Below are 27000 nucleotides of genomic sequence, written 5' to 3' on the forward strand. Positions count from 1 at the left end.
CCAGGGACCCGGGAGCCGTACAACCATTCGACGACCCGGGCTGTCCCAGAGGGTGTCGCCTGCGTGACCGCACGGGCGACAGCAGGTTTCTTTCTTCTGGGGGTTGTCATCCTGTACCCGCACTCCGCGCGCTCCGTCCGCGCCGGCCGACGTCACCTCACGGCCGCCGTCGCCACCGTCCTCGCCGTCACCCTCGGCGGGGCCGTCCTCACCGCCTCCCCCGCCTCCGCCGTCCCCGGCGCCGTGACAGCGCCGGCGGGGACCACCGACCCGAAGCCGGTGGCACTCAAGGCCACCGACCGGCTCGAGGCCGCCGGCGCGACCGGGTTCGTCGCCGGGGGACGCTGGTACGCGTACGCGGACGGCAGCTCCGTGCCGCTGACCGCGCCGAGCTACGACAGCGCGGGGGGCGATGTCGTCGCGACCGGTGACGAGTACGCGCTGACGGCGTCCCGCGTCGTCACGCTGCACGACATGGCCACCGGCGCCGCGCCCGTCACCTTCGACCTGGACACGCTGAACGCGCGCTACGTGAAGGCCGTCGGCCCGGCGTCCCTGCTCGTGCAGGTGGGCCTGGAGGACGGCTCCGTCGAGCTGCGGCTCGTCACCGCGGCCGCCGGCCGGGTCACCCAGCGGAAGATCGCGGGGGCCCCCGCCGGGAAGACCTGGTTCAGCGCCTCCACGCCCCTGAACGGCTCCGTCGCCGTCCAGTACTTCTCGGGCACGGACGCGGCCCGCAAGGCCCAGTACGCGGTGGTCGACCTGGCCGCCGCCGAGGTCGTCTCCGTCCTGTCCACCTCGCCCGCCCACAACGGCGACGTCAGCCTCTCCGCCACGCACGTGCTCGCGTCCACCACGAAGGGCGCCGAGGGCTACCGCGGCTTCGTCGCGCTCGACCGCGCCACCGGCGAGGAGACCCCGGTCGACCTCGGCCTCGACTCGGACCTGGTCACCGGCCTGACCGGCTCCTGGGCGACGTACGCCGCACGGACCGGCCTCACCGACGAGGGCATGCTCGGCGAGGCGCGCAAGGCCCTCGTGCCGCTCCGGGCCCGGTCGCTGACGACCGGCGAGTCCGTCCGGCTCCTCGACCACGTCTCCAAGGTCGTCACCGCGCCCGACGGTTCGCTGATCGCCGAGGGCGGCACCGTCAAGGACGACGAGGGGCTCTACCGGATCTCCGTGGACGCGGACGGCAGGCCCACCGCCCGGCTCGTCGCCTCCCAGGGCGTGCCGACCGAGGTCGTCCCCCGGGGTACGGACATCCCCTACTCCGTCAGCCTCGACCGGAACCCCACCCTCAAGTGGCGTTTCTCGCGGGTCAACATCGACGTGCACCTCACGCTGCGGAACCGGGCCACCGGCGCCTCCTTCTCGTACACGATGCCCCTCTACACGGAGTCCGCCGGCTCGCCGTACTACTACGGCGACAACACCGTCGGCATCACCTGGGCGCGCATCGCCGAGCTGTCCCAGCTGGGCAAGGACGCGCGTTCCGGCATGTACGACTGGACCATCCGCGCCGTCCCGCAGAACGGCGTCGGCCCGGACGCGGAGACGTCCGGCACCTTCCAGGCCACCCACCTCGCCGACCTGCACGACATCAAGCAGAACGGTGGCCCGTCGCTCGTCCTCCGGGACGCCGCCGGGCAGATGAAGCGGGTCGACACCCGCTACGACCCCGCCACGAAGACCCTCAAGCCGACCGGGGCGCCCGTCGCCGGGGGCGGCGGATGGGGTGCCTACGACCGGATCGAGGCCGCCGGGGACGTCGACCACATCGACGGCGGCGACGTCGTGGCCCGCGACCGCGACGGCTTCCTGTGGGTGCACCCGGGCGCCGGCAGCAGGTGGAGCCCGACCTTCACGCCCCGCCGCGTGGTCGGCGACGGCTGGAACACGTACACCTACTTCACCGGCGGCAGCGACCTGAACGGCGACGGCCGCGCCGACCTGACGGCCGTCGACACGAAGGGCGACCTGTACCTGTACGAGGCCATCGGCGACGGGCCCCAGTGGTACAAGGCCCGCAAGAAGATCGGTCACGGCTGGGACATCTACAACCAGATCACCGCCGTCGGAAACGTCGCCGGAGGCAGCGCCGGTGACCTCGTCGCCCGCGACAAGGACGGCGTGCTCTGGCTCTACCTCGGCCGGGGCGACGGCACCTTCGCCCCCCGCACGAGGATCGGCGGCGGCTGGAACGCCTACACCGACACCGTCGGCATCGGCGACGCCGACGGCGACCGCGTCACGGACCTCCTCGCCTACGGGCCGAACGGCGCCGCCTTCTTCTACAAGGGGACCAACGACTGGAAGGTCCCCTTCGCGCCCCGCGTCGCGAGCCCCGCCCTCGGCGGCGCCGGCGCCTACAACTCCGTCTCCTGACCGCCGGATCCCCAGGGAGCCCCACTGTGAACCCCGTACGCACCGCGCGTCCGACGCGGGGGCGCGCCAAGGCCGCCGTCGCCGTGGCCGCAGCCGTCGCCGCCGTTCTCGGCGCGGTCTCGTCCCCGGCCGGCGCCGCGCAGCGCCCGTCCTACCCCCCACCGAACATGCACGGCCTGAAGAACCCGTTCCTCTCCCCGGACCTGCTCGCCAGGGACGCCTCCGGGAAGCTGTGGCGGATCGGCAGCGTCCGGGACGCCAGCGGCAAGAACTTCACCGCCTCGGGCGCACCGGTCCTGGAGGGCGGCGGCTGGAACACGTACGACCGGATCGAGATGGTCGGCGACGTCACCCCGGACGGCTACCCGGACGCCGTCGCCCGCGACCGCGACGGCGTCCTGTGGATGTACACCGCCAAGAACCGGTCCTACGCGGGCTCCTTCTGGACCCGCACCCGGATCGGCGGCGGCTGGAACACGTACACGCTGTTCACCGGCGGCAGCGACGTGGACTACGACCTCCACCCCGACCTCGTGGCCGTCGACCGGCGGGGCGATCTCTACCTCTACCAGGGCTCCGACGGCTCGGGCGACCGCGAGTACCGGCCCCGGCGCAAGATCGGCCACGGGTGGGGCGTCTACGACCGGATCACCGCCGTCGGCGACGTCGGCGGCGGGATCGAGGGCGATCTCGTCGCACGCGACAAGGCGGGGGTCCTCTGGCTGTACCTCGCCAAACCGGACGGCACCTTCGCCCCCCGCACGAAGATCGGTGGCGGCTGGAACGCGTACACCGACGTCATCGCCGTCGGCGACGTCGACAGCGACTGGCGCAACGACCTCTACGCCTACGGCCCGGACGGCACCGGATACCTCTACCGGGGCACCGGCGAGTGGAAGGCGCCCTTCGAGGCGCGCGTCGCCAACACCATTCTGAAGAACTCCGGGCTCAAGGCCGGCCTGGTCTTCTGACCCCCGGTCAGGTCCGCTCCGCCCGACGGCGACCGGTGCGCCCCGGTCGCCGTCGCCCCGGCGCCATCGTCGGACCACCCTTCGACCACCTCATGGGTCTCGCGGGTGGGACGGAACCTCCGCCGCACCCGCGACTCCCTTCTCCCACCACGGCCACGAGGACCACACCATGACTCTCCCTGTCCGTCCGACCCGTCGCGCGCTCGCCGTCGCGGCCGGGACGGTGCTCGCCGTCACGGCCGGCGTCGCCCTGACGCCGCCGGCCGTCGCCGCCCCGTCCCCCGTCGCCGCCCCGGCCGCCACCGACGCGGCCGAGCAGCTCCTGCCGCTGCCGGGCACCCTCGAAGGGGCGGGCGCGAGCGGGTACCTGACCCGCGAGGACCGGGGACCCGAGGGCGTCCTCTTCCGCTGGGTCCGCCACTCCGACGGTGCGGTGACCCTGATACCCAACGACTACACCGTCCGGCACATCGACGGCGCGGACAGCGTCGTCTCCGAGGACCGCACGACCGCGACGATCCGGGACATGACGACGGGCACGGTCGTCCGGACCGTCCCCAACTCCGCGCTGTACCAGGAGTCCGTCCTGGGGGCCGTCGGCTCCACGCTCCTTTCCGTGTCCACGGACAGGACGACGGGGTTCCAGAAGCTGCACGTGTACCGCCCCGACGCGAGCACCCTCGCGACCGGCCTGCCCGCCGACGCGACCAGGGTCGCGGTCGGGCCCTTGAAGGGCGGCACCGTCGTCGTCGGCTACGAGGTGGACCGCGTGCGGTACCGGGCCGTGCTCGATCTCGCCACGAGCACCCTCGGCGGCGCCGAGCGCTCCCCGGTCCCCTTCGGCGCCTGGGCCGACGACCAGTCGGACACCACCCGCGCCTGGCTGTCGGGCGACAGCGCGCCCCTCGTCATCGAGGACCTGAGGAGCGGCGCCCGGTCCTCCGTCGACCTCGGGTACACCTTCAGGCCGTTGGTCCGCGTCCTCGGCGACTGGGTGCTCTTCGGCGACACGCGCGGCTTCTACGAGCCGTCCCCCGTCCAGGCGCTCCGCGCCCGGACCGTGTCCGGTCAGGAGGTCCGCCTCCTCGACACCGTCACGAAGGCCGTCCCGGAGCCCGACGGCTCGCTCCTCGTCCAGGGCGGCACCCTGGCCGACGGCGAGGGCCTCTACCGGATCCGCGTCGGCTCCGACGGCAGGCCGGCGGCGACCCGGATCGCCTCCAACGGCAAGCCGGTGAAGCTCACCTTCGGCCCGTCGAAGATCCCCGCGGTGCTCGACCTCGACAAGAACCGCACCGGCGTGAACCTCGACTGGCCGCTGTCCCGGCTGAACGCCGAGGTCACCGTCACCCTGCGCCACCAGCGCACCGGCAAGGCGCGCACCGCGGTCCTCCAACCGTCGAGCAACGACTACGTCGCCGAGGGCCTGGTCCGCTTCGTCTGGGACGGCACCCTCGACAGCGGCGAGCGCGCCTTCAACGGCGCCTACGACTGGAAGCTGACCGCCACCCCGAAGGACGGACTCGGCCCGGCGGCCACCGCCTCCGGCTCGTTCACCGTCACGCGCAAGGCGAACGCGAGCGACCTGACGGACAACGGCTCCCCCGACCTGATCGTCCGGAACAACGGCAACCTCGACCGACTGGACCTCACCCACACCACGGCGGTGCCGGGCTTCGACACCGTCCGCACCGGGATCGGCCACGGCTGGGACATCTACGACCGCGTCGAGACCACCCGGAACATCGCCGGCTCGGCGCTGCCCGACCTCGTCGCCCGCGACAAGAAGGGCGACCTCTGGCTCTACCAGGGCAACGCCCGGGGCGGATACGACGCCCGCACCCGGATCGGCGGCGGCTGGCAGGTCTACGACCAGATCGCGGCCGGCTCCGACCTGAACCACGACGGCCGCCCCGACCTCGTCGCCACCGACAAGGCCGGCGACCTCTGGCTCCACAAGGGCACCGGCGTCGCCGCGGCCCCCTTCGCTCCCCGCACGAAGATCGGGCACGGCTGGAACGCCTACGACCGGATCGCCGCGACCGGGAACATCGGCGGCGACCCCTCCGGCGACCTCGTCGCCCGCGACCGGTCCGGCGTCCTGTGGCTGTACCTGGGCCGCGGCGACGGCACCTTCGCGGCGCGCACGAGGATCGGCGCGGGCTGGAACACGTACGCCGACTTCACCTCGGTGGCGGACGCGAACGGCAACGGCGTCGACGACCTCGTGGGCATCAACAGCCTGGGCGACGCCAAGCTCTACCTCGGCACGGGCAACTGGAGGGCGCCGTACACCCGCCCGCAGGAACTCCGCGGCGGCGACTACGACGACAGGCTGCTGGGCTGACCGTCGGGCTGACCTTCCCGGCACCGGCGCGACCTCCGGGCCGGTGCCGGTGCCGGTGTCGCCCTGATCCGGACACCCGGATCAGGGCGGACGGCCACACGGCGCGCCCGGGATGCGGGATGTGCGGCGTGTCACACGCGGGAATCGCGGGAGTGCCGTGGGAACATCGACGTGGTTCCGACTCGGCACTCCGGCCGGCACCGCGGCCCGCGCGGGCGCGGCCGGTTCCCGCCGGGCCGGTGAGGCCCGTACCGCCGCGATGTCAGGCGGCGAACGTCCGCCGGAGCCACCCCTTCGGGGGTGCCTGCACAGGTCAGAACGTTTTTCTTCGGTGGGGCGGGTGGGACTCGAACCCACGGCCGACGGATTATGAGTCCGCTGCTCTAACCGGCTGAGCTACCGCCCCGAACGGTGAGGCGCGTACATGTGTGCGCGCCGTCTGCCGCAGCATAGCCGCTCATACGATCTCCTGCTTCGGATGATCGGCTCTGCTCGACCATGAAGACCGCGCCGCGCGACGGATGGTTCCCCCAGACGCGAAAAAGGACCCCGAAGGGTCCTTCTCCGTCTTGCTCCCCCGACTGGACTCGAACCAGTAACCCTCCGGTTAACAGCCGAATGCTCTGCCAATTGAGCTACAGGGGATCGCGCTCCCCCGACTGGACTCGAACCAGTAACCTGCCGGTTAACAGCCGGCTGCTCTGCCAATTGAGCTACAGGGGATTGCTGCGTCGCAGCGATCGTACCCAGTCCGGCTGAACCGGATGGGCGCTCGCTCGCTGCGAGACATACATTAGCGCAAGCAGGGGGGTGCTCCGCCAATCGGTATCCCCAGGGCCTCCAGGGAAGGATCGCAGCCGTGCGGTACAAGCTGACGTTCGTCGTGGGGCTCGCCCTCGGTTACGTGATCGGTACGCGAGCCGGGCGCGAGCGCTACGAACAGTTGAAGAAGTCCGCGAAGGAGATCGCGCAGAACCCGGCCGTGCGGAACGCGGCCGAGTCCGCCGCCCAGACCGGGCGGCAGGCCGCGGGCAAGGCGGCCCACGTCGTGGGCGACCGCCTGCCGTCCTCCGTGACCGACCGGGTGCAGAGCCTGCGCGGCCGGGGCAACGGCAAGGTCGAGGAGGAGGACTGGGGCACCAGCAACACCTGACGCCCCGAGTGCGGCAGAATCATGTGTCATGGGGATAGTCGCCGGACTGGACAGCTCTGCGGAGTTCACACGCATCGTCGTCTGTGACACGGACACGGGTGCCGTACTGCGGCAGGGGTACGCCGCTCATCCCGGCGAACCCAAGGCCGCCGACGTCGATCCGCAGACCTGGCTGCTCTCGCTCGGGGAGGCCGCCACCGGCGGCCTCCTGGAGGGCGTGGAGGCCATCGGCGTCTCCGCGCAGCAGCACGGGCTCGTGCCGCTGGACGCCCAGGGCGGCCTGGTGCGTCCCGCGCTGGTGCGCAACGACAAGCGGGCCCAGGTCGCCGCCGCCGACCTCGTCGAGTCGCTCGGCGGGCGGCAGGCCTGGGCCGAGGCCGTCGGGGGCGTGCCCGGCTCCGGACAGCCGGTCGCCAAGCTGCGCTGGCTGGCGCGGAGCGAGCCCGAGAACGCCCAGCGGGTCGCCCTGGTCCTCCAGCCGCACGACTGGCTCGTCTGGCAGCTCCTCGGCCGGCCCGCCCGCCGCACCACCGACCGCGGCGCCGCCTCCGGCACCGGCTACTGGTCCGTCGGCACCGGCACCTACCGCCCCGACCTCGTCGAGCTGGCCCTCGGCCACCAGGCCGTGCTGCCCGAGGTCCTCGGGCCCTCCGAGGCGGCCGGCATCACCCCCGAGGGCCTGCTCGTCTCCGCCGGCACCGGCGAGACGATGGCCGCGGCGCTCGGCCTGGGGCTCGGCCCCGGTGACGCGGTCGTGTCGCTGGGCGCCTCCGGCTCCGTGATGGCCGTGCACCACGAGGCCCTCGCCGACCCGACCGGCATGATCACCTCCTTCGCCGACGCCACCGGCATGTACCTGCCGGTCGTCTCCACCTCGAACGCGGTGCGGACGCTGCGCGGCACCGCCGAGATGCTGGGCGTGGAGTCCCTCGAGGACCTGTCCGCGCTGGCGCTCAAGTCGACGCCGGGTGCCTCCGGGCTCGTCCTGCTCCCCTATCTGGAGGGCGAGCGGACCCCGGGCCTGCCGCACGCGGCGGGCACGCTGAGCGGGCTGCGGCGCGAGTCGATGAAGCCCGAGCACCTCGCGCGGGCCGCGTTCGAGGGGATGCTCTGCGGGCTCACCGACGCCATGGACGTGCTGCGCGGCCGGGGCGTCGAGGTCCGGCGGGTCTTCCTGCTCGGCGCGGCGGCCTCCCTGCCGGCCGTGCAGGCCCTCGCTCCGGCGCTCTTCGGCGCCCAGGTCGTCGTCCCCCAGCCGGCGGACTACGCGGCGCTCGGCGCGGCCCGGCAGGCCGCCTGGGCGCTCGGGGTCGCGCGGGGCACGCTGTCCCCGTCCGCTCCCCCGGCCTGGCAGGGCGCCGTGGCGCAGATCCTGGAGCCGGGCGACGACCTGTCCGCCGGGCGCGCGGTGCGGCAGCAGTACGGGGCGACGCGGGATCAGATCCACCCGGGCGCGTTCGGATCGTAAAGTCTTGCCCAGGGCTCCGCCCGCACCCCGAAACCGAGTCGTAACGCTCCTGGGGTGCGGGCGATAGTAGGAGCCGTGCTCATAAGACTTCTCCGAACCCACCTGCGGCCGTATCGAAAACCCATCGCGCTGCTCGTCCTGCTCCAGTTCCTTCAGACCTGCGCGAGCCTCTACCTGCCGACCCTGAACGCCGACATCATCGACAACGGCGTCGTCAACGGGGACACCGGCTACATCCTGCGCTTCGGCGCCCTGATGGTCGGCGTCTCCGTCGTCCAGGTCGTCTGCAACATCGGGGCCGTGTACTACGGCGCGCGGACCGCCTCGGCCCTCGGCCGTGACGTGCGCGGCGCCGTCTTCGACCGGGTGCAGTCCTTCTCCGCCCGCGAGCTCGGGCACTTCGGCGCGCCGTCGCTGATCACCCGTACGACCAACGACGTGCAGCAGGTCCAGATGCTGGTCCTGATGGCGTTCACGCTGATGGTGTCCGCGCCCATCATGTGCGTCGGCGGCATCGTGATGGCGCTCGGCCAGGACGTCCCGCTGTCCGGGGTGCTGCTCGCGGTGGTGCCGGTCCTCGGCGTCGCCGTCTCGCTGATCGTGCGCAGGATGCGGCCGCTCTTCCGCACCATGCAGACGCGCCTCGACACGGTGAACCGGGTGCTGCGCGAGCAGATCACCGGCAACCGCGTCATCCGCGCCTTCGTGAAGGACGGCTACGAGGAGGAGCGCTTCCGCGGCGCCAACGGCGAGCTGACCGAGGTGTCGCTGGCGACCGGGCGGCTGATGGCGCTGATGTTCCCGACGGTGATGACCGTCGTGAACGTCTCCAGCGTCGCCGTGGTCTGGTTCGGCGCGCACCGCATCGACAGCGGCGGGATGGAGATCGGCGCGCTGACCGCCTTCCTCGCCTACCTGATGCAGATCGTGATGGCGGTGATGATGGCCACCTTCATGTTCATGATGGTGCCGCGCGCCGAGGTCTGCGCCGAGCGGATCGAGGAGGTCCTCGGGACGGAGACCAGCGTCGTGCCGCCGGCCGAGCCGGTGACGAAGCTGCTCCGGCGCGGGCACCTGGAGGTCAGGAGCGCGGACTTCCGGTACCCGGGCGCGGAGGAGTCCGTCCTCAAGGACGTGGAGCTGGTCGCCCGGCCCGGGGAGACCACCGCGATCATCGGTTCGACGGGCAGCGGCAAGTCGACGCTGCTCGGGCTGGTGCCCCGGCTCTTCGACGCCACCGGCGGCGAGGTCCTCGTCGACGGCGTGGACGTGCGGAAGCTGGACGCGACGCTGATGGCGCGGACCGTGGGACTCGTCCCGCAGAAGCCGTACCTCTTCTCGGGGACGGTGGCGACGAACCTGCGGTACGGGAAGCCCGACGCGACCGACGAGGAGCTCTGGCACGCCCTGGAGGTCGCCCAGGCCAAGGACTTCGTGTCCAAGCTGGAGGGCGGTCTGAACGCCCCCATCGCCCAGGGCGGCACCAATGTCTCCGGCGGGCAGCGGCAGCGCCTCGCGATCGCGCGGACGCTCGTGCAGCGGCCGGAGATCTACCTCTTCGACGACTCCTTCTCCGCGCTCGACTACGAGACGGACGCCCTGCTCCGGGCCGCGCTGGCGGCGGAGACGGCGGACTCCACCGTGGTGATCGTCGCCCAGCGGGTGTCGACCATCCGCGAGGCCGACCGGATCGTGGTCCTCGACGAGGGCCGGGTCGTGGGCACCGGACGGCACCGGGAGCTGATGGCGGAGAACGAGACGTACCGGGAGATCGTGCTCTCCCAGCTGACCGAGGCGGAGGCAGCCTGATGGCCGGTCCTGGCGGACGCATGATGGCCGGTGGCGGCCCCGACCAGCGGTCGATGGACTTCAAGGGCTCGGGCAAGCGGCTGCTCCGGCAGCTGGCGCCCGAGCGCGGCGCGCTGTGGCTGATGCTCCTCGCCGGCGTGCTGTCGGTGGCGGCCTCCGTGGTCGGGCCGAAGATCCTCGGCAAGGCGACGGACCTGATCTTCGCGGGAGTCGTCGGGCGGAACATGCCCGAGGGCGCGACCAAGGCACAGGCCCTGGAGCGGCTCCGCGCCGACGGGGACGGCGGCATGGCCGACATGCTGTCCGGGGTCGACTTCACCCCCGGCCACGGCATCGACTTCGGCGCGGTCGGCTCGGTGCTGCTGTGGGTCCTCGCGGTGTACGTGGCCGCGGGTCTGCTGATGCTGATCTCCACCCGCATGTCGATCAAGGTGATCAACCGGACGGTCTACCGGATGCGCGAGGACGTCCAGACGAAGCTGGCGCGCCTGCCGCTGTCGTACTTCGACAAGGCGAAGCGCGGCGAGGTGCTGTCCCGGGCGACCAACGACATCGACAACATCTCGCAGACGCTCCAGCAGTCGATGGGGCAGCTGGTCAACTCGCTGCTCACGATCGTCGGCGTGCTCTTCATGATGTTCTGGATCTCGCCGCTGCTCGCGCTGGTCGCGCTGGTGACGGTGCCGGTCTCGGTGTTCGTCGCGGCGAAGATCGGCAAGCGCTCGCAGCCGCACTTCGTGCAGCAGTGGAAGTCCACGGGCACGCTCAACGCGCACATCGAGGAGATGTACACCGGGCACGCCCTGGTGAAGGTCTTCGGGCGGCAGGAGGAGTCCGCGCGGGACTTCCGCGAGCAGAACGACGCGCTGTACGAGGCCGGGTTCAAGGCGCAGTTCAACAGCGGTGTGATGCAGCCGGTGATGTTCTTCGTCTCGAACATCAACTACGTGCTGGTGGCCGTGGTCGGCGGTCTGCGGGTCGCGACCGGCAGCCTCTCCATCGGTGACGTGCAGGCCTTCATCCAGTACTCGCGCCAGTTCTCGATGCCGCTGACCCAGGTCGCGTCGATGGCGAACCTGGTGCAGTCGGGCGTCGCCTCGGCGGAGCGGATCTTCGAGCTGCTCGACGCCGAGGAGCAGGAGCCGGACTCCCCGACCGCCGAGCGGCCCGTCGACCTCAAGGGCAAGGTGGCCCTGGAGGGCGTGTCCTTCCGCTACGAGGAGGACAAGCCGCTCATCGAGGACCTGTCGCTGACCGTCGACCCGGGCCAGACGGTCGCGATCGTCGGCCCGACGGGGGCCGGCAAGACCACCCTGGTGAACCTGCTGATGCGGTTCTACGAGGTGACGGGCGGCCGGATCACCCTGGACGGGGTGGACGTCGGGCGGATGTCCCGCGAGGAGCTGCGCAAGGGCATCGGCATGGTCCTCCAGGACACCTGGCTCTTCGGCGGCAGCATCGCGGACAACATCGCCTACGGCGCGACGCGTCCGGTGACCCGCGCCGAGGTCGAGGAGGCGGCGCGCGCCGCGCACGCCGACCGGTTCATCCGGACCCTGCCCGAGGGGTACGACACGGTGATCGAGGACGACGGGGCGGGGGTCAGCGCGGGCGAGAAGCAGCTGATCACCATCGCGCGGGCGTTCCTGTCGGACCCGGTGATCCTCGTCCTGGACGAGGCGACGAGCTCGGTCGACACCCGCACCGAGGTCCTGATCCAGAAGGCGATGGCCCGCCTGGCCCACGGCCGGACGAGCTTCGTCATCGCGCACCGGCTCTCCACGATCCGGGACGCGGACGTGATCCTGGTGATGGAGAACGGCTCGATCGTCGAACAGGGCACGCACGAGGAGCTGCTGGCGTCCGGCGGGGCCTACGCCCGGCTGTACGCGGCGCAGTTCGCGCAGGCGGTCGCCGAGGTCGACTGACCCGGCCCGGCCCGAGGGGGTGTCCCGCCGGCCGGCGGGGCGCCCCCTCGTCAGTCCAGGTAGCCCCTGAGCTGGTCGGCGTAGGCGTGGTCGCGGAGTTTGTTCAGGGTCTTGGACTCGATCTGGCGGATGCGTTCGCGGGTCACGCCGAAGATGCGGCCGATCTCCTCCAGGGTGCGGGGCCTGCCGTCGTCGAGGCCGTAGCGGAGCTGGACCACCTTCCGTTCGCGTTCGCCGAGGGTGGAGAGGACGTCCTCCAGGTGGCGGCGGAGCAGCAGGAAGGCGGCGGACTCGACGGGTGAGGCGGCGTCGCCGTCCTCGATGAGGTCGCCGAGGGCGACGTCCTCCTCCTCGCCGACGGGCGCGTGCAGCGAGACGGGTTCCTGGGCGAGGCGGAGGACCTCGCCGACCCGTTCGGGTGCCAGGTCCAGCTGGGCGGCGACCTCCTCGGCGGTGGGTTCGTAGCCGCGTTCCTGGAGCATGCGGCGCTGGACGCGGATGACCCGGTTGATGAGTTCGACGACGTGCACGGGGACGCGGATGGTCCGGGCCTGGTCGGCGAGGGCCCGGGACATGGCCTGGCGGATCCACCAGGTGGCGTACGTGGAGAACTTGTAGCCGCGCGCGTAGTCGAACTTCTCGACGGCCCTGATGAGTCCGAGGTTTCCCTCCTGGACGAGGTCGAGCATGGTCAGGCCCCGGCCCACGTACCGTTTGGCGACGGAGACGACGAGGCGGAGGTTGGCCTCGATGAGCTTGCGCTTGGCGATCCGGCCGAGGACGACGAGCCGGTCCAGGTCGTGCGCGAGCCGGCTGTCGAGGTCGGGGGTGCCGGTGAGTTTCTCCTCGGCGAAGAGCCCGGCCTCGACGCGGCGGGCGAGGTCGACCTCCTCCTCGGCGCTGAGCAGCGGGATGCGGCCGATCTCGCGGAGGTACTGGCGGAACAGGTCGGACGAGGGGCCGTTGCCGCCGGGGTCGCCGGTGCGGCGGCGCTGGACGGGTATCTCGGCGGGTTCGGCCTGCTCGTCCGGCTGGGTGGTGCTCTGGATCTCGGTCTGCACGGCGGGCGACCTCCAGGGTGGGGCGGAATGGCTCCGTCACCCAGTGTGGGGTACGACACATCGCCGCCACGAGGGGCGTGCGGTGACTTTTTGAGTCCGGACCGTGACCGAGGGTCAGAGTCCGGCGGCGCCGTTGTTCCGGAGGGACTGGCCGTACTGGGTGAGGACCCACAGCTCGTTCTGCACGGCGGCGAGCCGCTCGGGGTCGCCGTTCGCGCCGAGGCGGGCCAGGGTGCCCTGGACGTCGCGGATGCGGCGGTCGACGGCGCGGAGGCGGACGGTGACGAGCTGGTCGCCGGCGTAGGCCTCGTCGACGGTCTTGGCGAAGATCGTCTCGACGGCGAGCTCGGTGACGAGGGCCCGGACGGAGTCGTCGGGGGCGGCCTGGCGGACGGCGTCGAGATAGTCGGCGGGGGCGCCGGTGGCGCCGCCCGCGTCCTGGACGCACTGGCGGACGGCCGCGTAGGGCGCGGCGGTGAACTCGTCGGCCCCGTAGGCGTCGAAGGCCGGGGAGACCAGTTCGGGCCGCTGGAGGGCGAGCTTGAGGAGCTCCCGCTCGGTGCGGTGGGCGGGGCTGCGCAGGTGGAGCGCGGGGCCGGAGGGGCCGGCGGCCGGGGCGGGGGTGTCGTACGTCCGCTGGGGCTGCTGCGGGCGGCCGGGGCTCCGCTCGCCGCCCTGGCGCTGCCAGCGGGCGATCTGGGCGACGCGCCGGACGACGAACTGGGTGTCGAGGATGCCGAGCATGCCGGCGAGCTGGACGGCGACCTCGTGCTGGGAGGCGATGTTCTTGATCTTCGCGACGATCGGCGCGGCCTCGTCGAGCGCGGCGGCGCGGCCCGCCGGGGTCTCCAGGTCGTAGCGGCGGACGATCTGGCGGAGGGCGAACTCGAAGAGCGGGGTGCGGGGCTGGACGAGCTCCGCGACGGCCTCGTCGCCCTTGGCCAGGCGGAGTTCGCAGGGGTCCATGCCGTCGGGGGCGATGGCGATGTAGGTCTCGGCGGCGAACTTCTGGTCGTCCTCGAAGGCGCGCAGGGCGGCCTTCTGGCCGGCGGCGTCGCCGTCGAAGGTGAAGATGACGCGGGCCGAGCCGTTGTCCATGAGGAGGCGGCGGAGGATCTTGATGTGGTCGCCGCCGAAGGCGGTGCCGCAGGTGGCGATGGCGGTGGTGACGCCGGCGAGGTGGCAGGCCATGACGTCGGTGTAGCCCTCGACGACGACGGCGCGGCTGACCTTGGCGATGTCCTTCTTGGCCAGGTCGATGCCGTAGAGCACCTGGGACTTCTTGTAGACCGGCGTCTCCGGCGTGTTGAGGTACTTGGGGCCGTTGTCGTCGTCGCGGAGCCTGCGCGCGCCGAAGCCGACGATCTCGCCGCCGACGTCCTTGATGGGCCACATGAGGCGGCCGCGGAAGCGGTCGATGGGGCCGCGGCGGCCGTCCTGGGAGAGGCCGGAGAGGATCAGCTCCTTGTCGGAGAAGCCCTTGCCGCGCAGGAAGCGGGTGAGGTGGTCCCAGCCGGCCGGGGAGTAGCCGACGCCGAAGTGGGCGGCCGCCGCCTGGTCGAAGCCGCGCTCGGCGAGGAACTTCCGGCCGATCTCGGCCTCCGCGGAGTCGAGTTGGCCGGCGTAGTACTCGGCGGCGATCTTGTGCGCCTCGATCAGGCGGATGCGTTCCCCGCGCTGGTGGCCGGGGTTGTAGCCGCCCTCCTCGTACCGCAGGGTGATGCCCGCCTTGGCGGCGAGGCGCTCGACCGTCTCCGAGAAGGAGAGGTGGTCGATCTTCATCACGAAGGCGATGGTGTCGCCGCCCTCCTGGCAGCCGAAGCAGTGGAAGAGTCCCTTGCTGGGGCTGACCTGGAAGGAGGGCGACTTCTCGTCGTGGAAGGGGCAGAGCCCCTTGAGGTTTCCGCCGCCCGCGTTGCGCAGCTGGAGGTACTCGGACACGACGGCGTCGATCGGGACCGCGTCCCGTACCGCCTTCACGTCGTCATCGTTGATCCTGCCTGCCACGCATGAAGTCTACGGGTGTCCCACCCCTTTCAGATCAGGCTCTCCAGGGGGACGGAGGGGTCGGCGAGGGCCTCCGGGTCCACGGCCGTACGGGCCCTGATGAGGTCCTGGATGGGGCCTGTGACGTCCCACACATTCACGTTCATGCCGGCGAGCACCCGGCCCTCCTTGAGCCAGAAGGCGATGAACTCGCGCTTGCCGGTGTCGCCCCGGACGACGACCTGGTCGTACGCGCCCGGGGGCGCCCAGCCGGAGTACTCCATGCCCAGGTCGTACTGGTCGGAGAAGAAGTAGGGCACCCGGTCGTAGGCGACGTCCTGGCCGAGCATGGCGCGGGCGGCGGCCGGGCCGCCGTTGAGGGCGTTGGCCCAGTGCTCGACGCGGAGCCGGGTGCGCAGGAGCGGGTGGTGGACCGCGGCCACGTCCCCGGCCGCGAAGACGTCGGGGTCGGAGGTGCGCAGGGACTCGTCGACGGCGATGCCGCCGCCGTCGGCCCGGTCGACGAGGGCGAGCCCGGAGTTCTCGGCGAGGACGGTGCGGGGGGCGGCGCCGATCGCGGCGAGGACGGCGTGCGCCGGGTGCTCCTCGCCGTCGTCGGTGCGGACGGCGAGGACCATGCCGTCCTGGCCGACGATCTCGGTGAGCCGGGCGCCGAAGTGGAAGCGGACGCCGTGGTCGGTGTGCAGGTCGGCGAAGAGCTGGCCGAGCTCGGGGCCGATGACCCGGTGCAGCGGGGTGGGGTCGGCCTCGACGACGGTGACCTCGGCGCCGTATCCGCGGGCGGCGGCGGCGACCTCCAGGCCGATCCAGCCGCCGCCCGCGATCACCAGGTGGCCGTTGTCCCGGCCGAGGCCGGCGAGGACCTGGCGGAGCCGGTCGGCGTGGGCGAGGCGGCGCAGGTGGTGGACGCCGGCGAGCTCGGTGCCGGGGACGTCGAGGCGGCGCGGCTCGGCGCCGGTGGCGAGGAGCAGCTTGTCGTAGCGGATGACGGTGCCGTCGCCGAGGCGGACGGTGCGGGCCTCGCGGTCGATCGCGGTGACGGACTGGCCGAGGTGGAGCTCGACGTCGTTCGCCGCGTACCAGGCGGCCTCGTGGACGAAGACGCTGTCGCGTTCCTTGCCGCCGGTCAGGTAGCCCTTGGAGAGCGGTGGGCGTTCGTACGGGTGGTCGCGTTCGTCGCCGATGAGGATCACCCGGCCGTTGAACCCCTCGGCGCGCAGGGTCTCCGCCGCCTTGGCCCCTGCCAGGCCCCCGCCGACGATGACAAAGGTCTGATCTGCGTCGACCACGTCGTTTCCTCCTCTGTGCGACCGGTTCCAACCTACGCCCCCGGGCGTGCGTCCCGTCGTACCTCTCCGGGCCGTGCCTGCGAGGGTCCCGTACGGAGGGGGGCGACGGAAGAGGGCCGCACCGGCCGCGGGCCCGGCCTGATCGACAAGACACGCCCTAGCGCGGGGCGCGGAGGCGGGCGTGCAGGGCGAGGGCGGAGGCGTCGGTGAGGTTGGCGATCTGGTCGACGATGACGCGTTTGCGGGCCCGGTCGTCGCGGGCGGCGTCGAAGGCGGACCGGAACTGCGGTTCGAGGCCGTCGGGGGCGCGGGCGACGAGGTCCTCGGCGAGCTCGGCGACGATGATCCGCTGGTCGGCGCGGAGCGCCTCCTGCTCGGCGCGCTGCATCACGTACCGGACGGCGACGGCCTTGAGGACCGCGCACTCGTTGCGGGTGGCGCGGGGGACGACGAGCTCGGCGGCGTACCGGGTGAGGCGGCCGGTGCCGTGGGCGCTGCGGGTGGCGCTCTCGGCGGCGAGGCAGAAGCGGCCGATGAGCTGGCTGGTGGCGTCCTTGAGGCGGGCCTGGGCGACGGCCGAGCCGTCGTAGCCGTGCGGCCACCACTCCTGGTCCATGAGCCGGTCGAGGGCCTCGGCGAGCTCCTGCGGGTCGGTGTCCTCCGGTACGTAGCGGCCGATGGCGACGGCGAAGACGTCGGCGCGCTCCGGCTCGGCGTACAGCATGTTGGGGTCGATGTGCCCGGCGTGCAGTCCGTCCTCGAAGTCGTGCACCGAGTAGGCCACGTCGTCGGACCAGTCCATGACCTGGGCCTCGAAGCACTTGCGGTGGGCGGGGGCGCCCTGCCGGATCCACTGGAAGACGGGCAGGTCGTCCTCGTACACGCCGAACTTGGGCGAGCCGGGGTCCTCGGGGTGGCCGCCGCGCGCCCAGGGGTACTTGGTGGCGGCGTCGAGGGCGGCGCGGGTGAGGTTGAGCCCGACGCTGACGGGCTGCCCGTCGGCGTCCTTGACGAAGCGCTTGGGCTCGATGCGGGTGAGCAGCCGCAGCGACTGGGCGTTCCCCTCGAAGCCGCCGCAGTCCTTGGCGACGTCGTTGAGCGCCTGCTCGCCGTTGTGCCCGAAGGGCGGGTGGCCCATGTCGTGGGAGAGGCAGGCGGCCTCGACGAGGTCGGGGTCGCAGCCGAGGGCGGCGCCCAGCTCGCGGCCGACCTGGGCGCACTCCAGGGAGTGGGTGAGCCGGGTGCGCGGGCTGGCGTCCCAGGCGTGGCCGCGGGTGCCGGGGGTGACGACCTGGGTCTTGCCGGCGAGCCTGCGGAGCGCCGAGGAGTGGAGCACGCGGGCGCGGTCGCGCTGGAAGGCGGTGCGCTCGGGCCGTTTGTCGGGCTCCTCGGCCCAGCGCGCGGTCGCGGCGGAGTCGTATCCGGGGGTGCCGGTGAGGTCTGCGCTGTCCTTGGTGTCCTCGATGCCTTCCATGTCTCGACGGTAACCGGAGGGACCGACAGAAGAGCTCAGACGGCGGCGAGTTCCCTCGCGGGGAGGGGGGTGCGGGCCCGGTCGTAGCGGTGCAGGACGAGCCGGGCGAGGGCCGGGTGGTCGCCGAGCGGGGCGGAGGCGAGCCAGGGGGCAGCGGCGGCGGCGCGGGCCGCGAAGAGGCCGGGGGCGGTGAAGCAGGAGGCGACGGCGACCCGGTGGCGGCCCCGGGCGGCGAGCGCGCGGAGGGCCTCGGGGACGGTGGGGGCGGCGGCGGAGGCGTACGCGGGGACGACGGGGACGCCGCCGAGGCGCTCGCCGAGCAGGGCGGCGACGCGCCGGGTCTCGGCGGTGGACCGGGGGTCGCGGGAGCCGGCGGCGGCGAGGACGACGCCGTCTCCCCCGCCGGGGGTCCAGCCGGCCTCGGCGAGGCGGTCGGCGAGGGCCTCGACGAGGAGGGGGTGGGCGCCGAGGGGCGCGGCGACGCGGGTGGTGACGGGGGCGGCGGCCGCGGCGGCGGGCAGGTCGTGGGTGACGTGGTGGCCGGGGGCGAGGAGGAGGGGGACGAGGACGGCGTCCCGGCCGTCGGCGGCGGTCCGGGTGAGGGCGTCGGGGAGGAGCGGGGCGTTCAGCCCGAGGTGGGCGAGCCGGACGTCGAGGCCGGGGCGGAGCTCGCGGACCCGTTCGAGGAGGCGGTCCAGGGTCGCGCGGGCGCGCGGGTCGCGGCTGCCGTGGCCGACGGCGACGAGGGTGGGAGCGGCGTCCGCGGGTGGGCGCGTCCCGGGGCGGGGGAGGTGGCCGAGCCGGGTCCCGAGCTCCTCGGTGATCCTGCCGAGGAGCCCGGCGGCGCTGTCGTACGTGCGGTCCGCATCCGTCATGGACCGATCCTGGACGGAGGAGATTGCCTGCCCGTTGCGCGGGGGTCACGGCGGGTTGCGGTGACCTCACCGACGCCGCGCGGAGGGTGTCAGGCCCCCTGCGCGCCGTCGGGGAGCTCCGTCCCGTCCGGGCGCCACACGTAGCGGACGTCGGGCTCGCGTTCCTCGTTGCGGTGGCCGTCGGTGTACTCGGCGGCGACGAAGCCGTGGCGTTCGTAGAAGCGCCGGGCCGGCTCGTTGACCTGGAACGTCCACAGCGTCAGCCCGGCGGCCCGGCTCTGCTTGGCGAGCTCCACGAGACGGTCGCCGATGCCGTGGCCGCGCCACGGCGGATCGATGTAGAGCTGGTCCAGGTCCTCGTCGTCGAGCACCATCATGGCGACGACCGAGCCGTCGACGGTCGCCACCCAGGTCTCCTGGCCGGGGACGACGATCTCCCGCAGCCAGTACCGGACCTCGTCGTCCGTGTGGGCCCGGCGCACGCCCGGAAGCGCCGAGGCGTAGGAGCGCAGCCACACCTCGGCCACGTCGGTGGCGTCGGCGGCGGTCGCGCGGCGGACGGCAAGGTCTTCGATGATCATGCCCCGGATCGTAGAGGGCTGACCCTCCTCCCCTCCCCTCTTTTTTCATTCCGAATCACGGAATATCTTTTCCACTATGAGAATGTCCCCGCCCGCGCTCCCCCGGCGCGCCGCAGCCGAGTTCATCGGCACCGCCGCCCTCGTCGCCGTCGTCGTCGGCTCCGGCATCCGCGCCGACTCCCTCAGCCAGGACATCGGCGTCCGGCTGATCGCCAACGCCGCCGCCTCCGCCCTCGGCCTCGGGCTGCTCATCGTCCTCATCGGGCCGCTCTCCGGCGCCCACTTCAACCCCGTCGTCACGCTCTCCGAGTGGTGGTCACGCCGGCGCGAGGGCGGCGGGCGCGACGTGCTGGTCTACATCGCCGCCCAGCTCGCCGGGGCCGTCACCGGCGCCCTGCTCGCCGAGGCCATGTTCGGGCGGGCGCCGGGCGTCTGGTCCACCGAGCCGCGGACCGCCCCGCACCTGCTCCTCGGGGAGGCCGTCGCCACGGCCGGGCTCGTGCTCGTCGTGCGGGGCCTCGGGCACATCGGGCGGCCCGGCCTCGCCCCGGTCGCCGTCGCGGGATACATCGGCGCGGCGATCTGGTTCACCTCCTCCGGGTCCTTCGCCAATCCGGCCGCCACCCTCGGCCGCTCCCTCTCCGACTCCTTCACCGGCATCGCCCCCGCGTCCGTGCCCGCCTTCGCCGCCGCCCAGCTGCTCGGCATGCTCCTCGGGATGGGCCTCGCCGGTGTGTTGTACGGAACAGACCGGGCCGCCGGTGAACCGAACGCCGCCGACGCGCGTCGGACGGGGTGACAGAACGCCGCCGAACCAGGGAGGTTCCCGCATGCCGGCACGGCTCACGCGGCTGGTACCCCGCACCACCCGGGCCCGCCGCCGCACCGTCCAGGCCGTGATGCTGGGCGCCGTCCTCGCGCTCGCCCCCGCGACCTGGATGCAGACGGCCGCCGCCGGGAAGCTCCGCGGCACCGCCGACGTGCCGGCCCGGGACGTCGCCGTCGTCTTCGGCGCCGGTCTCTGGAAGGGGCGCCCGACCCCGTACCTCGCGCACCGTCTCGACACGGCCGCCGAGCTGTACCGCACCGGCAAGGTGCGGGTCCTCCTCGTCACCGGCGACAACAGCCGCACCTCGTACGACGAACCGAGCGCCATGCGCGCGTACCTCACCGCGCGCGGGGTGCCGGACGGACGGATCGTCAGTGACTACGCGGGCTTCGACACCTGGGACTCCTGCGTCCGCGCCCGGAAGGTCTTCGGCGTCGACCGGGCCGTCCTCGTCACCCAGGACTTCCACATCAAGCGGGCCGTCGCGCTGTGCGACCGCGCCGGGATCGACGCCTACGGGGTCGGCGTCCCCGAACCCCACGACCGCACCTGGTACTACGGCACCACCCGGGAGCTCTTCGCCGCCGGCAAGGCCGCCCTCGACGCCGGCCTGCGCCCCGACCCGCACTTCCTGGGCCCCGAGGAGAAGGGCGTCACCGAGGCCCTGGCCGCGCGCTAGCCGCCGCGAGGGGCCGGCGCGTCCGGTGCCGGACTCCGCTCGAACCAGTCCCCGCTCTCGATGACCGGGCCGAGCGGCGCGTCCGGCGCCGCCAGGAACACCCAGGCGGAGACCCGCGCCCCGTCCCGGGTCCGGACGACCTCCTTGGCGACCCGCTCGTACCCGACGGGCAGCTCCAGGCGGTCGAGCAGGCCGAACAGCTCGCCGTAGTCGCCGGGCGAGGGCGTGAGCAGGGTGCCGACGACCCGGCCGCCCTCCGCCGGGACGACGTACGGATAGCCGGGCCCGTCGTGCAGGACCGCCCCGTGCAGGACCGCGTCCGCCTCGGTGCCGATCCGGCCGGCGAGAAAGCGGTCGTGGTTGTACGCGCCGGGGCGCAGCGTCCCGTACACGAAGAACGGCAGCTCGTCGCCGGCCGCGCGCTCCACGGTCCGTGCCGCGTCGGTCTCCCGCTCGACCCAGCGGGCGTACCCCTCGCTGACGCGGGTGACACGGGTGGCGAGGATCTCGGGCGTCTCGTAGTCGTGGGCGGCGAGGAGGTGGGCCTCCAGGGCCGGGTAGCGGGCCTCGGTGGTCTTGAACACCACCTCCCACTCCTCGGTGGTCTCGATCGCGTCCCGCCAGTGGTAGACGGAGGTGACGGGCCCCGAGATCTGCGCGCAGGCGACGAGCCGTGCCTCGACGGCGCCGCGCGCCAGGGCGTCGGCCTTGGCGCGCGCGTCGGTGGTGGTGCGGACGGTGACGATCACGTCTCCACCGTACGGGCGAACTGGGCCGCGTGCAGCCGGGCGTAGGCGCCCCCGGCGGCGAGGAGTTCCTCGTGGGTGCCCTGTTCGGCGATCGATCCGCTCTCCATCACCAGGATCGTGTCGGCGTCCCGGATCGTGGAGAGCCGGTGGGCGACGACGAAGCTGGTGCGTCCGGCGCGCAGGGAGGTCATGGCCTGCTGGACGAGGCGCTCGGTGCGGGTGTCGACGGAGCTGGTGGCCTCGTCGAGGACGAGGACCACCGGGTCGGAGAGGAAGGCCCGGGCGAGGGTGACGAGCTGCTTCTCCCCGGCGCTGAGGCCGCCGCCGTCCTCGTCGAGGACGGTGTCGTACCCGTCGGGCAGGGTGCGGACGAACCGGTCGGCGTGGGCGGCCCGGGCGGCGGCGACGATCCGCTCGCGGGAGACCTCGCCGGGGACGCCGTAGGCGATGTTGTCGGCGATGGTGCCGCCGAAGAGCCAGGTGTCCTGGAGGACCATGCCGGTGGCGGAGCGCAGTTCCTCGCGGGTCATCGCGGCCGTGTCGACGCCGTCGAGGGTGATCCGGCCGCCCGTGACCTCGTGGAACCGCATGAGCAGGTTGACCAGGGTGGTCTTGCCGGCGCCGGTGGGGCCGACGATGGCGACGGTCCGGCCGGGTTCCACGGTGAGCGAGAGGTCCTCGATGAGCGGCCTGGCGTCCTCGTAGCGGAAGGCGACCTTCTCGAAGGAGACCCGGCCGCGGAGTTCGGCGGGCCTGCGGGGCGAGAGGGGCTCCGGGGACTCCTCCTCGGCGTCGAGGAGGTCGAAGACCCGCTCGGCGGAGGCCACTCCGGACTGAAGGAGGTTGGCCATGGCGGCGACCTGGTTGACCGGGCCGTTGAAGTCGTACGAGTACTGGATGAAGGCCTGCACGTCGCCGACGGACAGGGTGCCGCTCGCCACCCGGAGGCCGCCGACCACGGCGATGGCGACGTAGTTCAGGTTCCCGACGAGGGTCAGGGCGGGCTGGATGAAGCCGGAGACGAACTGGGCGCGGAAGCTCGCCCGGTAGAGCTCCTCGCCGAGCTCGTCGAAGCGGGCGACGGCCTCGGCGCGGCGGCCGAAGGCGACGACCTCGGTGTGTCCGGTGATCATCTCCTCGACGTGGCTGCCGAGGCGGCCGGTGACGGCCCACTGCTTCACGAACTGGGGCTGGGCCCGCTTGCCGACGAAGGCGGCGACGGCGACCGAGACGGGCACGGTGGCGAGGGCCACGAGGGCGAGGAGCGGGGAGATCCAGAACATCATCACGAGCACCCCGGCCAGGGTGAGCAGGGCACGCGTCATCTGGCTGAAGGCCTGCTGGAGCGTCTGGGTGATGTTGTCGATGTCGTTCGTGGTGCGGGAGAGGACCTCGCCGCGCGGCTGCCCGTCCAGGTAGGTGAGGGGCAGCCTGGCCAGCTTGTGCTGGGCCCGGGCGCGGAGCCGGTGGCCGGCGCGCTGGACGACGGTGGTGGCGATCCGCAGCTGGACCCAGGTGAGGGCGGAGGAGCCGGTGACGACGGCGACGGAGAGCGCGAGGATCCGGCCGACGGCGGCGAAGTCGACGCCGGCGGGGCCGGTGGCCCCGGTGAGGACGAGGTCGGTGGCGCGGCCGAGGAGCAGCGGGCCGAGGACGGAGAGGGAGACGGCGGCGGCGCCCGCGGCGAGGACGCCGAGCAGCCGGGCCCGGTCGGGGGCGAGGGTGCGCAGCAGGCGGAGGCCGGAGGAGCGGAAGGACAGGGAGCGTTCGAGGGAGGGGGTGGCCAGGCCGGGGCCGCGCGGGGGCGGCGGTCCGGTGCGGGCGGGGGGCTGTGCGGGGGCGCGGGTCGCGGTCGCCGTGCTCATGCGGCTTCCTCCTCGGTGAGCTGGGAGAGGACGATCTCCCGGTAGGTGGGGTTGTCCCGCATGAGGGACGGGTGGGTGCCGGTGCCGACGGTGCGGCCGTGGTCGAGGACGACGATCCGGTCCGCGTGCCGGACGGTGGAGACGCGCTGGGCGACGATGACGACGGTCGCGTCGGCGGTCTCCTCGCGCAGGGCGGCGCGCAGCAGGGCGTCGGTGCGGGGGTCGAGGGCGGAGAACGAGTCGTCGAAGAGGTAGACGCGGGGGCGGGCGACGAGCACGCGGGCGATGGCGAGGCGCTGGCGCTGCCCGCCGGAGAAGTTGGTCCCGCCCTGGGTGACGGGGGCGTCGAGCCCCTGGTCGAGGTCCCGCACGAAGCCGGCGGCCTGGGCGACCTCCAGGGCGTGCCAGAGCTCCTCGTCGGTGGCCTCGGGGCGTCCGTACCGGAGGTTGGTCGCCACGGTCCCGGCGAAGAGGTACGGCTTCTGGGGGACGAGTCCGACGGTCCTGGCCATCAGCTCCGGGGCCACCCTCCGCACGTCGACGCCGTCGACGAGGACCTCGCCGTCGGTGGCGTCGAAGAGCCGGGGCACCAGCCCGAGGAGGGTGGACTTGCCGCTGCCGGTGGCGCCGATGACGGCGGTGGTCTCGCCGGGACGGGCGGTCAGCGCGACGCCGTCGAGGACGGAGGCCTCGGCGCCGGGGTAGCGGAAGCCGACGGCGTCGAGGTCGAGGCGGCCGGTGCCGGGCAGGACGCGGACCGGGTCGGCGGGCGGAGCGACGGAGCTGTGGGTGTCGAGGACCTCGCGGACGCGCTCGGCGCCGGCCGCGGCGCGGGGCAGCTGCATGAGGAGGAAGAGGACCATCATCACGGACATGGAGGTCTGGAGGAGGTAGCCGAGGAAGGCGACGAGGCCGCCGGCCTGGAGGGCTCCGGAGTCGATGCGGTGGGCGCCGGCGTACACGAGCGCGACGGTGGTCAGCTGCCAGACGATCAGGACCGTGGGGAACATGAGGGCCTGGAGCCGGCCGGCCCGGAGGCCGACGGTGAGCAGTTCGCCGTTGGCGGCGGCGAAGCGTTCCCGCTCGTGCCGGTCGCGGACGAAGGCGCGGACGACCCGGACGCCGGTGATCTGTTCGCGGAGCACGCGGTTGGCCCGGTCGACGCGCTCCTGCATGCCGCGGAAGAGGGGACCCATGCGCAGGACGACGGTGCCGACGGCGGCGGTCAGCACGGGCACGAAGAGGAAGAGGACCAGGGCGAGCGGCACGTCCTGGCGCAGGGCCATGACGAGTCCGCCGGCGCAGAGCAGCGGGGCGGCGACGAGCAGGGTGAGGACGAGGACGGCGAACGTCTGGATCTGCTGGATGTCGTTGGTGGTCCGGGTGATGAGGGAGGCGGCGCCGAACCGGCCGCGCTCCCGGGCGGAGAAGTCCTGGACGCGGCGGAAGACCTCGGAGCGCAGGTCGCGGGCGACGCCCATGCCGACCCTGGCGCCGGTGTAGGTGGCGGCGGCGGCCGCGGCGGCCTGGAGGAGGGTGACGCCGATCATCACGGCGCCGCCGCCGAGGACGCGGCCGGTGTCCCCGCGCAGCACGCCCTCGTCGATGACGCCCGCGTTGAGGGTGGGCAGGGCGAGGGAGGCGAGGGTCTGGACGAGCTGGAGGGCGACGAGGAGGACGAGGAGGGACCGGTACGGCCGGAGGCGGGGGACGAGCAGTCGGAACAGCATGCAGGGGATCGTGGTACCTCAACCTTGCTTGAGGTCAAGTGCCTTCCGGGCGCCGTACGGTGAGGACATGACGACTCCTCCCCCGCACGCCGAGATCGACGGTGTCCCGGCGGCCGATCCGCAGCTCCTCGCCGCCCTGATGACCGGCTTCGGGCACTTCACGGCGATGCAGGTACGCGACGGGCGGACGAAGGGCCTCGCCCTCCACCTCGACCGCCTCGACCGCTCCACCCGCGAGCTCTTCGGGCACGGGATGGACGGCGGGCGGGTGCGCGGGCTCGTCGCGGGGGCCCTCGCGAACTCCGGGCGGCGGGACGCCTCGGTCCGGGTGTACGTGTACCCGGGCGACCGCGTGGTGGTGACCGTCGCCGACCCGGCCCCCGACGGGCCCGGCGCCCCGCAGCGCCTGACGGCCGTCGACTACGGGCGGCCCGCGCCGCACATCAAGCACCTGGGCGGCTTCGGCCAGCTCTACCACGGCGAGGCGGCCCGGCGGGCGGGCTTCGACGACGCCCTGCTGACCTCCCCGGACGGCGTGATCTCCGAGGGCGCGATCACCAACATCGCCTTCTGGGACGGCACTTCGGTGGTCTGGCCGTCGGCCCCCTGCCTGATCGGCATCACCATGGGCCTCCTGGAACCGCGCCTGGGCTCGGTCCGCCGCCCGGTCGCCCTGGCCGACCTCCCCGGCTACCGGGCCGCGTTCGTGACCAACTCCCGGACGATCGCCCCGGTGGCGGCGATCGACGAGGTGCGGTTCGCGGTGGACGAGGAGCTGATGGACCGGGTGCACGCGACGTACGCGGCGGTGGAGGGGGACGAGATCCGGCCGTAGGGACCCGGAGCCCGAGGGGCCGGACCCGAGCGTCCACTCCCGGAGCCCGACGGACCGGACCCGGGGGCCCAACCCGGAAGCCCGACGGCCCGGACCCGAGCACCCGCCTCCCGGAGCCCGAGGGGCCGGACCGGTACGTCCACCCCGACGGGGGCGGGCGGCCGGACCCGGCGGCCCCGCCGGTCACCCGTTCGGCACGGGGCGTCAGCTGACGGCCCGTACACCGTACTGACCTGCGGGAATGTCCGGAATCCAGGCGACACACCGTATCGGACGGAGTAATCCTGATGCCCCATCAGCAGGCGGGGCGCGCGGCGCGGCTCTTATCTCGGTCTTAGAAGGTCCGGCTCCGGGACGTCCCTCCCGGGAGGACCAGCCGGCATGACCGCTCGCGCGCCCCGGAGGATCCCATGCGCACCACTGCCCGCCTCTTCACCGGAACCGCACTGGCGGTCGTCGCGATCGGGGCCTTCGGCGCCCCCGCTGCCCTCGCGAGCGGCGACGGCAACGAGTGGAGCGGCGAGAGCCACGAGTCGAGCGGGAGCCGCGAGTCCCTGGAGATCTTCCCCTCGTCCGTCTCGCCCGGCGAGACCGTCACCGTGAACACGACGGCCTGCGGCAAGCACGGGCGCGGCGTCGGGGACGCGAACTCGCTCGGCGCGGGCGAGTTCCCGCTGCGTCCGGGCACGCACAAGGAGGTCGTGGTCGGACAGTTCCGGGTGCCGGAGCACGCCAAGGCCGGTTCCCACTGGATCAGTGTCGCCTGCGACAACGGCAAGACGGCCCGGGGCGACCTGACCGTCAAGCACCGGGGTCCGAGCGGTCACGTCCAGACCGGTGTCGGGGGCAGCGTGGGCCCCGACACCGCCCAGGTCACGGCGGGTGCGGCGGTGCTGGCCGCGTCTGCCGTCGGCGGTGTCTGGCTCATGCGGCGCCGGGCGAGCGGCGCGCGGGGCCACTGA

General features: G+C 73.1%; 20 protein-coding genes and 3 tRNA genes. 11 read left to right on the top strand and 12 right to left on the bottom strand.

All coding sequences use genetic code 11. The features are described 5' to 3' along the window. The first annotated feature begins 63 nt into the window (after nt 1-63). The 3 genes from ACFYXU_RS10125 (at nt 64) to ACFYXU_RS10135 (ending at nt 5706) form a co-directional block, all read left to right on the top strand. Nucleotides 64-2388, top strand: coding sequence for an FG-GAP repeat domain-containing protein (locus ACFYXU_RS10125; protein ID WP_389407254.1), 2325 nt, complete (start codon nt 64-66; stop codon nt 2386-2388). A 26-nt stretch (nt 2389-2414) separates the two neighbouring features. Beyond that, on the top strand, nt 2415-3359 hold the full coding sequence (locus tag ACFYXU_RS10130) for a hypothetical protein (RefSeq protein WP_389407253.1): 945 nt from the start codon (nt 2415-2417) through the stop codon (nt 3357-3359). A 169-nt stretch (nt 3360-3528) separates the two neighbouring features. Continuing rightward, a complete protein-coding gene (locus ACFYXU_RS10135) occupies nt 3529-5706 on the top strand; it encodes a VCBS repeat-containing protein (RefSeq protein ID WP_389457258.1) in 2178 nt (725 codons plus the stop codon). A gap of 332 nt (nt 5707-6038) precedes the next feature. Here the strand turns inward: ACFYXU_RS10135 and ACFYXU_RS10140 are convergent. The 3 genes from ACFYXU_RS10140 to ACFYXU_RS10150 all read right to left on the bottom strand — a co-directional run bounded on the left by ACFYXU_RS10140 (nt 6039) and on the right by ACFYXU_RS10150 (nt 6429). Beyond that, nucleotides 6039-6112, bottom strand: a tRNA-Ile gene (locus ACFYXU_RS10140). A 166-nt stretch (nt 6113-6278) separates the two neighbouring features. Beyond that, nucleotides 6279-6351, bottom strand: a tRNA-Asn gene (locus tag ACFYXU_RS10145). Between the two features lie 5 nt (nt 6352-6356). Continuing rightward, nucleotides 6357-6429, bottom strand: a tRNA-Asn gene (locus ACFYXU_RS10150). 136 nt (nt 6430-6565) lie between these two features. Here ACFYXU_RS10150 and ACFYXU_RS10155 point away from each other — a divergent pair. The 4 genes from ACFYXU_RS10155 to ACFYXU_RS10170 all read left to right on the top strand — a co-directional run bounded on the left by ACFYXU_RS10155 (nt 6566) and on the right by ACFYXU_RS10170 (nt 12064). After that, on the top strand, nt 6566-6859 hold the full coding sequence (locus ACFYXU_RS10155) for a YtxH domain-containing protein (protein WP_376508642.1): 294 nt from the start codon (nt 6566-6568) through the stop codon (nt 6857-6859). Between the two features lie 28 nt (nt 6860-6887). Further along, entirely contained in the window at nt 6888-8327 is a 1440-nt protein-coding gene (locus ACFYXU_RS10160; RefSeq protein ID WP_389457260.1) for an FGGY family carbohydrate kinase, read from the top strand. A 75-nt stretch (nt 8328-8402) separates the two neighbouring features. Beyond that, on the top strand, nt 8403-10136 hold the full coding sequence (locus tag ACFYXU_RS10165; RefSeq protein WP_376508646.1) for an ABC transporter ATP-binding protein: 1734 nt from the start codon (nt 8403-8405) through the stop codon (nt 10134-10136). Then, nucleotides 10136-12064 carry an ABC transporter ATP-binding protein gene (locus tag ACFYXU_RS10170; protein WP_329855282.1) on the top strand — a complete coding sequence of 643 codons (1929 nt, stop codon included), beginning with the start codon at nt 10136-10138 and terminating at the stop codon, nt 12062-12064. Before ACFYXU_RS10165 ends, ACFYXU_RS10170 begins: the two co-directional genes overlap by 1 nt. Nucleotides 12065-12114: 50 nt before the next feature. Here the strand turns inward: ACFYXU_RS10170 and ACFYXU_RS10175 are convergent, their stop codons facing one another. From ACFYXU_RS10175 to ACFYXU_RS10200, 6 genes are all read right to left on the bottom strand, one after another. Further along, nucleotides 12115-13125: an RNA polymerase sigma factor gene (locus ACFYXU_RS10175; protein WP_376508648.1), complete on the bottom strand. Its 1011-nt coding sequence runs from the start codon at nt 13123-13125 to the stop codon at nt 12115-12117. Between the two features lie 114 nt (nt 13126-13239). Continuing rightward, nucleotides 13240-15132, bottom strand: a complete 1893-nt coding sequence (dnaG, locus tag ACFYXU_RS10180; RefSeq protein WP_389457263.1) for a DNA primase — start codon at nt 15130-15132, stop codon at nt 13240-13242. A 29-nt stretch (nt 15133-15161) separates the two neighbouring features. After that, nucleotides 15162-16421, bottom strand: a complete 1260-nt coding sequence (locus ACFYXU_RS10185) for an FAD-dependent oxidoreductase (RefSeq protein ID WP_329855278.1) — start codon at nt 16419-16421, stop codon at nt 15162-15164. Between the two features lie 157 nt (nt 16422-16578). Beyond that, nucleotides 16579-17895, bottom strand: a complete 1317-nt coding sequence (locus ACFYXU_RS10190) for a deoxyguanosinetriphosphate triphosphohydrolase (protein ID WP_376508652.1) — start codon at nt 17893-17895, stop codon at nt 16579-16581. Between the two features lie 35 nt (nt 17896-17930). After that, nucleotides 17931-18770, bottom strand: coding sequence for a sirohydrochlorin chelatase (locus tag ACFYXU_RS10195; protein WP_389457265.1), 840 nt, complete (start codon nt 18768-18770; stop codon nt 17931-17933). 89 nt (nt 18771-18859) lie between these two features. Then, the gene (locus ACFYXU_RS10200; protein WP_389457266.1) at nt 18860-19351 is read right to left on the bottom strand and encodes a GNAT family N-acetyltransferase; all 492 of its coding nucleotides are present in this window, start codon (nt 19349-19351) and stop codon (nt 18860-18862) included. Nucleotides 19352-19427: 76 nt separating this feature from the next. Between ACFYXU_RS10200 and ACFYXU_RS10205 the strand changes: the two genes are divergently transcribed. Both ACFYXU_RS10205 and ACFYXU_RS10210 read left to right on the top strand, forming a co-directional pair. Then, complete coding sequence (locus tag ACFYXU_RS10205) at nt 19428-20150, top strand: aquaporin (protein ID WP_376508658.1); 723 nt, start codon at nt 19428-19430, stop codon at nt 20148-20150. 31 nt (nt 20151-20181) lie between these two features. Further along, nucleotides 20182-20859: an ElyC/SanA/YdcF family protein gene (locus ACFYXU_RS10210; protein WP_329855272.1), complete on the top strand. Its 678-nt coding sequence runs from the start codon at nt 20182-20184 to the stop codon at nt 20857-20859. Here the strand turns inward: ACFYXU_RS10210 and cutA are convergent. The 3 genes from cutA to ACFYXU_RS10225 are packed head-to-tail and all read right to left on the bottom strand — an operon-like array spanning nt 20856 to nt 25203. Next, complete coding sequence (cutA, locus tag ACFYXU_RS10215) at nt 20856-21608, bottom strand: divalent cation tolerance protein CutA (RefSeq protein WP_376508660.1); 753 nt, start codon at nt 21606-21608, stop codon at nt 20856-20858. The two genes, ACFYXU_RS10210 and cutA, sit on opposite strands and share 4 nt — an antisense overlap. Further along, nucleotides 21605-23473, bottom strand: coding sequence for an ABC transporter ATP-binding protein (locus ACFYXU_RS10220; RefSeq protein WP_389457268.1), 1869 nt, complete (start codon nt 23471-23473; stop codon nt 21605-21607). Before ACFYXU_RS10220 ends, cutA begins: the two co-directional genes overlap by 4 nt. Continuing rightward, complete coding sequence (locus tag ACFYXU_RS10225) at nt 23470-25203, bottom strand: ABC transporter ATP-binding protein (protein ID WP_389457270.1); 1734 nt, start codon at nt 25201-25203, stop codon at nt 23470-23472. The genes ACFYXU_RS10220 and ACFYXU_RS10225 overlap by 4 nt, the downstream gene beginning before the upstream one ends. Nucleotides 25204-25270: 67 nt before the next feature. Between ACFYXU_RS10225 and ACFYXU_RS10230 the strand changes: the two genes are divergently transcribed. Next, entirely contained in the window at nt 25271-26038 is a 768-nt protein-coding gene (locus ACFYXU_RS10230; protein ID WP_389457273.1) for an aminotransferase class IV, read from the top strand. A 410-nt stretch (nt 26039-26448) separates the two neighbouring features. Next, nucleotides 26449-27000 carry a hypothetical protein gene (locus ACFYXU_RS10235; protein WP_384564403.1) on the top strand — a complete coding sequence of 184 codons (552 nt, stop codon included), beginning with the start codon at nt 26449-26451 and terminating at the stop codon, nt 26998-27000.

Origin of the sequence: Streptomyces sp. NPDC002232 (assembly GCF_042890295.1) — a bacterium.
Lineage (GTDB): Bacteria > Actinomycetota > Actinomycetes > Streptomycetales > Streptomycetaceae > Streptomyces.